Source organism: Evansella sp. AB-P1 (assembly GCF_029688925.1).
Classification (GTDB): domain Bacteria; phylum Bacillota; class Bacilli; order Bacillales; family Salisediminibacteriaceae; genus Evansella.
This window is the reverse complement of the sequence record NZ_JARUKY010000022.1, coordinates 65622-71621: the sequence shown is the minus strand read 5'-3', so window position 1 is coordinate 71621 and position 6000 is coordinate 65622. Positions and strand designations below refer to the sequence as shown.

General features: G+C 34.0%; 6 protein-coding genes. 5 read left to right on the top strand and 1 reads right to left on the bottom strand.

Going from position 1 to position 6000, the window contains the following annotated elements; all coding sequences use genetic code 11:
* Positions 1-790 precede the first annotated feature (790 nt).
* Positions 791-1756 (top strand): UV DNA damage repair endonuclease UvsE, encoded by a 966-nt coding sequence (gene uvsE / locus QA612_RS19165; protein WP_278285441.1) that lies wholly within the window; start codon positions 791-793, stop codon positions 1754-1756.
* A 35-nt stretch (positions 1757-1791) separates the two neighbouring features.
* Positions 1792-2331, top strand: coding sequence for a P-loop NTPase family protein (locus QA612_RS19160; protein ID WP_278285440.1), 540 nt, complete (start codon positions 1792-1794; stop codon positions 2329-2331).
* A gap of 40 nt (positions 2332-2371) precedes the next feature.
* Here the strand turns inward: QA612_RS19160 and QA612_RS19155 are convergent, their stop codons facing one another.
* Entirely contained in the window at positions 2372-2944 is a 573-nt protein-coding gene (locus QA612_RS19155) for a cell wall hydrolase (RefSeq protein ID WP_278285439.1), read from the bottom strand.
* A gap of 233 nt (positions 2945-3177) precedes the next feature.
* Here QA612_RS19155 and QA612_RS19150 point away from each other — a divergent pair, with 233 nt between their 5' ends.
* The 3 genes from QA612_RS19150 to QA612_RS19140 all read left to right on the top strand — a co-directional run bounded on the left by QA612_RS19150 (position 3178) and on the right by QA612_RS19140 (position 5824).
* Positions 3178-4278: a polysaccharide deacetylase family protein gene (locus QA612_RS19150; RefSeq protein WP_278285438.1), complete on the top strand. Its 1101-nt coding sequence runs from the start codon at positions 3178-3180 to the stop codon at positions 4276-4278.
* Between the two features lie 178 nt (positions 4279-4456).
* Positions 4457-5416, top strand: coding sequence for an NAD(P)H-dependent flavin oxidoreductase (locus QA612_RS19145; protein WP_278285437.1), 960 nt, complete (start codon positions 4457-4459; stop codon positions 5414-5416).
* A 210-nt stretch (positions 5417-5626) separates the two neighbouring features.
* Positions 5627-5824 carry a cold-shock protein gene (locus QA612_RS19140; RefSeq protein ID WP_278285436.1) on the top strand — a complete coding sequence of 66 codons (198 nt, stop codon included), beginning with the start codon at positions 5627-5629 and terminating at the stop codon, positions 5822-5824.
* Positions 5825-6000: the final 176 nt, after the last annotated feature.

Here is a 6000-nt window from a genome sequence, read left to right as displayed (position 1 = left end):
AAATAATTACCAAATGGATGGAGCCACCTTTGATTGGGTATTTACCTTTTTGGCTCTAAACAAGATAGACAAATAAACTGAAAATTCAAACATTATTTATGCAACACTAATGACCTAATTTATGAGATATATAAATTCTTTTCAAACGCCGTCTTGCTTCAGGCTCCATCACCTCGTGTCAAATAACCTGTCTGTATAAAAAGTAAAAAGCGCTTTTAAACGGCCAGAACATATGCATTCGGTGGGAGACAGGATGTCGATATTACGCCGTTGCCTACAGGACGTAGGCTGTACTTAGGTGGAATTGGGACGCCTTGGGCTTTTCTTATTGATACCCTTTCTTTCATTGATTTATGAAAAATAGTAATGGATTAATGATTGGATGTGAGGGACGAAATAAAGGAATGAGCACTAATATAATTGTTAAAACTATCTATATGAATGAATTTCATAAATGAAAAATTGTAGAAAAAGACGAGCATTATTTTCGATTGCAGAGGAAGAGACAGGATCATATGCTTTAGCTGTTACAAAATGTCTAGTGTAGAGTTGAAGCCGTGCCCGGAGCTAGGATGGCGACATTACGCCGTTGCCTACAGGACGTGGGCTGCCCTTAGGCGTAATTGGTACGTCTGAAGCGGAGATCGAATTAAATATAAACTTCTTGTATAAATGTTCGTGATTTATAATGAAATAAAGAAGTCTGAAATTGACTCATATATATATTTATTTTAAAAATATAATTAATTTCATTTACTTTTAATTTTGCTAATAGAAAGGACGCTTAGTAATGACAATTGTAAGAATGGGTTATGTAGCAATGAGTATGGAACTGAAAAATAGTTCACCATCTCAAACAATGACATTTTCTCAATTTAACATGATTAACAATAAGGATGCTGCAATTAGGAAGTTGGAACGCCTTGCTGAATCAAATCTTGAGAACTGTTATCGTCTTTTAAAACACAATTTAGCTCATGATATACATTTTTTTCGTCTTAGCTCAAAGCTAATCCCACTAGCAACACATGAAGAACTAAAGGAATGGAACTATTTAGCTCCAATAAAACCAGTTCTCAAGAAAATTGGAAACTTTATAAAGAAACATAATATGAGAATTGATTTTCATCCAGATCATTTTGTTATTTTAAATTCTTCTAAGCAAGAGATTTTTTTAAACTCTCTAAAGATGTTAAGACTCCATCGACAATTATTAAAAGGAATGAACATGGATATTACTCATAGATGTGTGATGCATGTTGGTGGCAGCTATAAAGATAAGGATACTGCTTTAGAACGATTTATTGATAATTGGTCCTTCGTTCCTGAAGAAATACAGAGAATGATTATGCTTGAAAACGATGATAAATCTTTCCATAGTAAAGATGTTCTTTACTTGTGTGAGAAATTAGGGATACCCTTAGTTTTTGATTATCATCACCATTTAGTGAATCATGAGAGAGAGGAATGGAGAGAGGATTGGGAACGTATTGTGAACACTTGGTCTTTCTCCCCTTTTCCAATTAAAATGCATATATCAAGTCCAAAAAATGATAAAGAATTTAGGCATCATGCCGATTTTATTCAATTAGAAATGTTTTTACAATTTCTAAATGAAATAAAAGGGAGTGTTCCACAAATAGACTGTATGATTGAAGCGAAACAAAAGGATCGGGCCCTTTTTAAACTAATGCATGATTTAAAATTTCGTTCAGAGATAGAAATAATTGATGGGGCTAGCTTCAAGATTATATAATAATTATTCACTCTTTAGGGGAAGGGGAAACCATTTTGAGGAGAATTATAATATTAGGTGTTTCGGCAGGTGTAGGGAAATCGTCCTTAGCAAAAGAATTGGGTAAGATACTAAATTTAGAAGTCTATCATTTAGACAAACATTTTTGGAAACCAAATTGGATACAAGCCCATCAAGAAGAATTTTGTGATGCACAGCGGGAAATGGTAAATAAACAATCATGGATAATTGAAGGGAATTATAGTAGTACATATCATATAAGGGAAGTTAAAGCAGATACAATCATTTATCTAGAGCTCCCTCTTATCGTTTGCCTATTCCGTGTAGTAAAGCGTTGGATACAAAATATCGGAAAAACAAGGAGTGACATGGGGGAGGGGTGTAAGGAAAAACTAGATTGGCAATTTATTAAATTTATTGTAACAACATTTTATCAGCGGAAAAAGAAGATGAAAACTCGTTTGAAAGCATTTCAAAGTTTAAAAGAAAGTAATAATGTCTATGTTTTAAAAAGTAAGAAAGATATAGCAAATTTTTTAACAGAATTGCAAGAAAGAAAACCCACAAACATGTAAATTGATATGTTTGTGGGTTTATTTAATATTTCAATAGGATTTATTTTGCAAAAACGTGATTCCCTATTGTTATCGTATGGTCTCTAGTAGCGATCCAGTGATTTGTTGCAATTGCAGGGTTATAGAAAAATAATGAACCACTACCTTGTCCTCTAAATGCCAGAGCTTCATCAACTGCTTTGATAGCAGAAGCTGTTGCAGTTTGATTAATGGATCCAGTGGTTACTGGAGTAAATTGTCTTGTTTCGTGAATGACATCGTGAATAGTATTTGGAAACTGTTCACTATCTACTCGATTTAGTATAACAGTAGCAACAGCTACTTGTCCTGCGTATGGTTCTCCTTTTGCTTCAGCAGTAACAAGTTGAGCAAGTAATCGTTTCTCGTATTGAGTAATGGAGTTTGGAATTATAAGCTGTTCTCCTACGAAAATGGTATCTCCAGTTTTACTGTTTGCATTTTTTAAGTCAAGAACAGAAACTCCGTATTTATTTCCTAATAACCAAAGAGTATCACCGCTTTGAACAGTATGGACAGAAGATGCTTCCGTTGCTTTATCTCCTGCAAAAAATAGTGATGCAGCAATAGTTAAAGTAATCATTAATTTTCGCATTCGTATAACCTCCTATGAATCTATGAGTTAACTCTTGCACGACTACTAGATTATCAGCTTTCAAAAACTTATTCACTAGGAGAATGATGGAAAATAACTGTAAATTTTAACTTAAATCTCATTAAATTGGTGAATGAAACATCAGTAATATATAAAATAATTTCCAAGCTAATGGGAACTGTATAACCGATTGATTAAAAATTTGTGAAAACTAGTAGAAGGGTGTAAGTAAAATGTTGAAAATTTATAAGAGTAAAGAAATGATTATATTGCTGTTAATAGTTCCGATCTTCTTATGTATACTTCCAATAAAAGAAGCTAAGGGTGAAGAATCAATGTTACCTGAAGCATCTGTTTATGTTGATGGACAACCTATTAATACTAATTACATCATGAAAGACGGACACTTCATGGTACCATCCATATTTATAAAGCATACAGGAGCAAAGGTTAATTGGAATGAAGAGTATCAGTCTGTTGTTTTTCAATTGGGAAATACGTATTTTGCTATTCCTTTAGGAGAAAAATATACTGATACATACATTCCTGAACAAAATAGCTGGCAGCGGGAAGAGTTATCAACGATAACCTTTCAATATGATGCTAATATTTATGTACCACTACTTGATGTAGTAAATAAACTAGGTATGGATGTATCCTACAATCAAGCTACAAACCGAACATTTATTGAAACAAAGACAACAATACAATCGGTGAGAATAAATACTGGTTCTCCAGCTAATAAATATGTTTCACTTACATTTGATGATGGTCCAGAAAATCATTATACTCCACAAATACTAGATATTTTAAATGAAAAAGGTGTACCAGCAACTTTCTTCGTAGTAGGACAGCAAGTTGTTAGGTTTCCGAGCATTATGAAACGTATTGTAAATGAAGGACATGGATTAGGAAATCATACGTGGAGTCATCCTGCAATACCAACAATAACTACGAATGAAGTTATACGAGAAATCAAGAAAACACAGAAGGGAATAGATGCAGTAGTAGGTAGGGAACCAGATATATTTCGTCCTCCTTTTGGTGCCATAACAAGATCTGATGACCTTGTATTACAAGAATTAGGTTTAAGAACAATAATGTGGTCTGTTGACACGTTAGATTGGACAGGGATTTCAGCAGATGAAATCTTGAGCATCGTACAAAGAGATGTATCACCAGGAGGAATTATTCTTCAACATAATATAGAAGTTCAACCTGGATTAGGGTTACTTGATGGCTCCGTAGAAGCCCTTCCTAAAATTATTGATAGACTAAAGGAAGAAGGTTATACATTTGTAACAATACAAACCCTATTAGATAATCAGTATTAATGTATAATACCATTTTTCACAAATGTTCACAAAATGTTCTTACAATTATAACTAATTATTAAAACCAGGTCATAATTTTATTGAATTTCTTTTTGTACACTGTTACGATGAAGTTGTATATTTCAAACTTTATATGTAAAAAAATATACAATTACTGCTGACAAAAGGGTGAGTTATGATGAATTTTCCACAATTAAAAATTGCACATATGAAGCCAAGGGTTCCGATTATTCAAGGGGGAATGGGTGTTGGAATCTCACTTAGTGGTTTAGCTTCAGCTGTTGCGAATGCAGGGGGAATAGGAATTATATCCGGTACGGGAATTCCTATTGAGGAAATGAAAGGGCATATACGTAAAGCAAGAGAACTTACAAATGGAATTGGTTATATTGGTGTAAATGTATTGTACGCAATGACAGATTTTGCTGAAACGATGAAAGCTGCAATGGAAGAGAAAGTTGATTTCATCATTTCAGGAGCAGGTATTTCAAGAGATATGTATCAATGGGGAAAAGAATACGAGGTTCCTGTAATATCGATTGTTTCTTCAGCGAAAGTAGCGAAATTGTCTCAAAGGTTAGGAGCTTCAGCTGTCGTCGTGGAAGGTTTTGAAGCAGGGGGACATTTAGGAACAGATAGACCATTGTTTGATATCTTACCAGAAGTGGTTGATGCTGTAGATATTCCAGTGATTGCAGCAGGTGGAATTATTAATGGGAAAGATGTAAGAAAAGCGATTGAGATGGGGGCTTCAGGTGTACAAATGGGTTCACGTTTCGTGGCTAGTGTCGAATGCGATGCACCTCAATCCTTTAAGGATAAATACTTAAGTGCAAAAAAAGGTGAGACAACGTTAATAAAATCAGTTGTAGGGTTAGAAGGAAGAGCAATTCGCAATGCTTTTACTGAACGGATTAGTGATGATAAAAAGGTGAAAATAGATAAATGTTATTCCTGCTTAAAAAAGTGTTCCCACCGTTTTTGTATTTTAGATTCTCTTCTCACATCAAGAGGTGGAAATGCTGAAGACGGACTAGTGTTTAGTGGTTCTAGGGTTCATGAAATTAATGATATCCTTCCTGTGAAAAAGATTATAGATGGTATTATGGATGAATTCCGTTCATCTGTTTCTGTATAAGAATGTAGGTCCCTTTTATAGTAAGAATTTTTAGATTTGAGGTATCTTTATTAATGGATCTATGTTATAGTTAATATACTTATTGTTGTTCGGTGTATCGTTGATAGAAGGGAAGAACTTTATGTAAGTTTCTTTCATCTAGAAATAATATGAAGAGCATAATTTGTAATACTAATCGTGGGGGAATACCCACACAGGAGGAAATTTTTCATGGTAGAAGGTACAGTAAAATGGTTTAATTCAGAAAAAGGTTTTGGATTTATTGAAGTAGAAGGACAAGACGATGTATTCGTACACTTCTCTGCAATCCAAGGCGAAGGTTTCAAAACACTTGAAGAGGGACAAAAAGTTTCTTTTGAAATCGAGCAAGGTCAACGTGGACCTCAAGCAGCTAACGTTCAAAAATAATAATGGATAAAAAGATTCCTGTATAGGAATCTTTTTTTATTTGAATGAATTTCATAAATGAAAAATTGTTGAAAAAGACGAACATTATTTTCAATTGCAGAGGAAGACATCGACTCTAGCGACGAGCATAAGCTTCACGAATAAGCTTAGAGTTGTCTCGACGCATATAACAACAG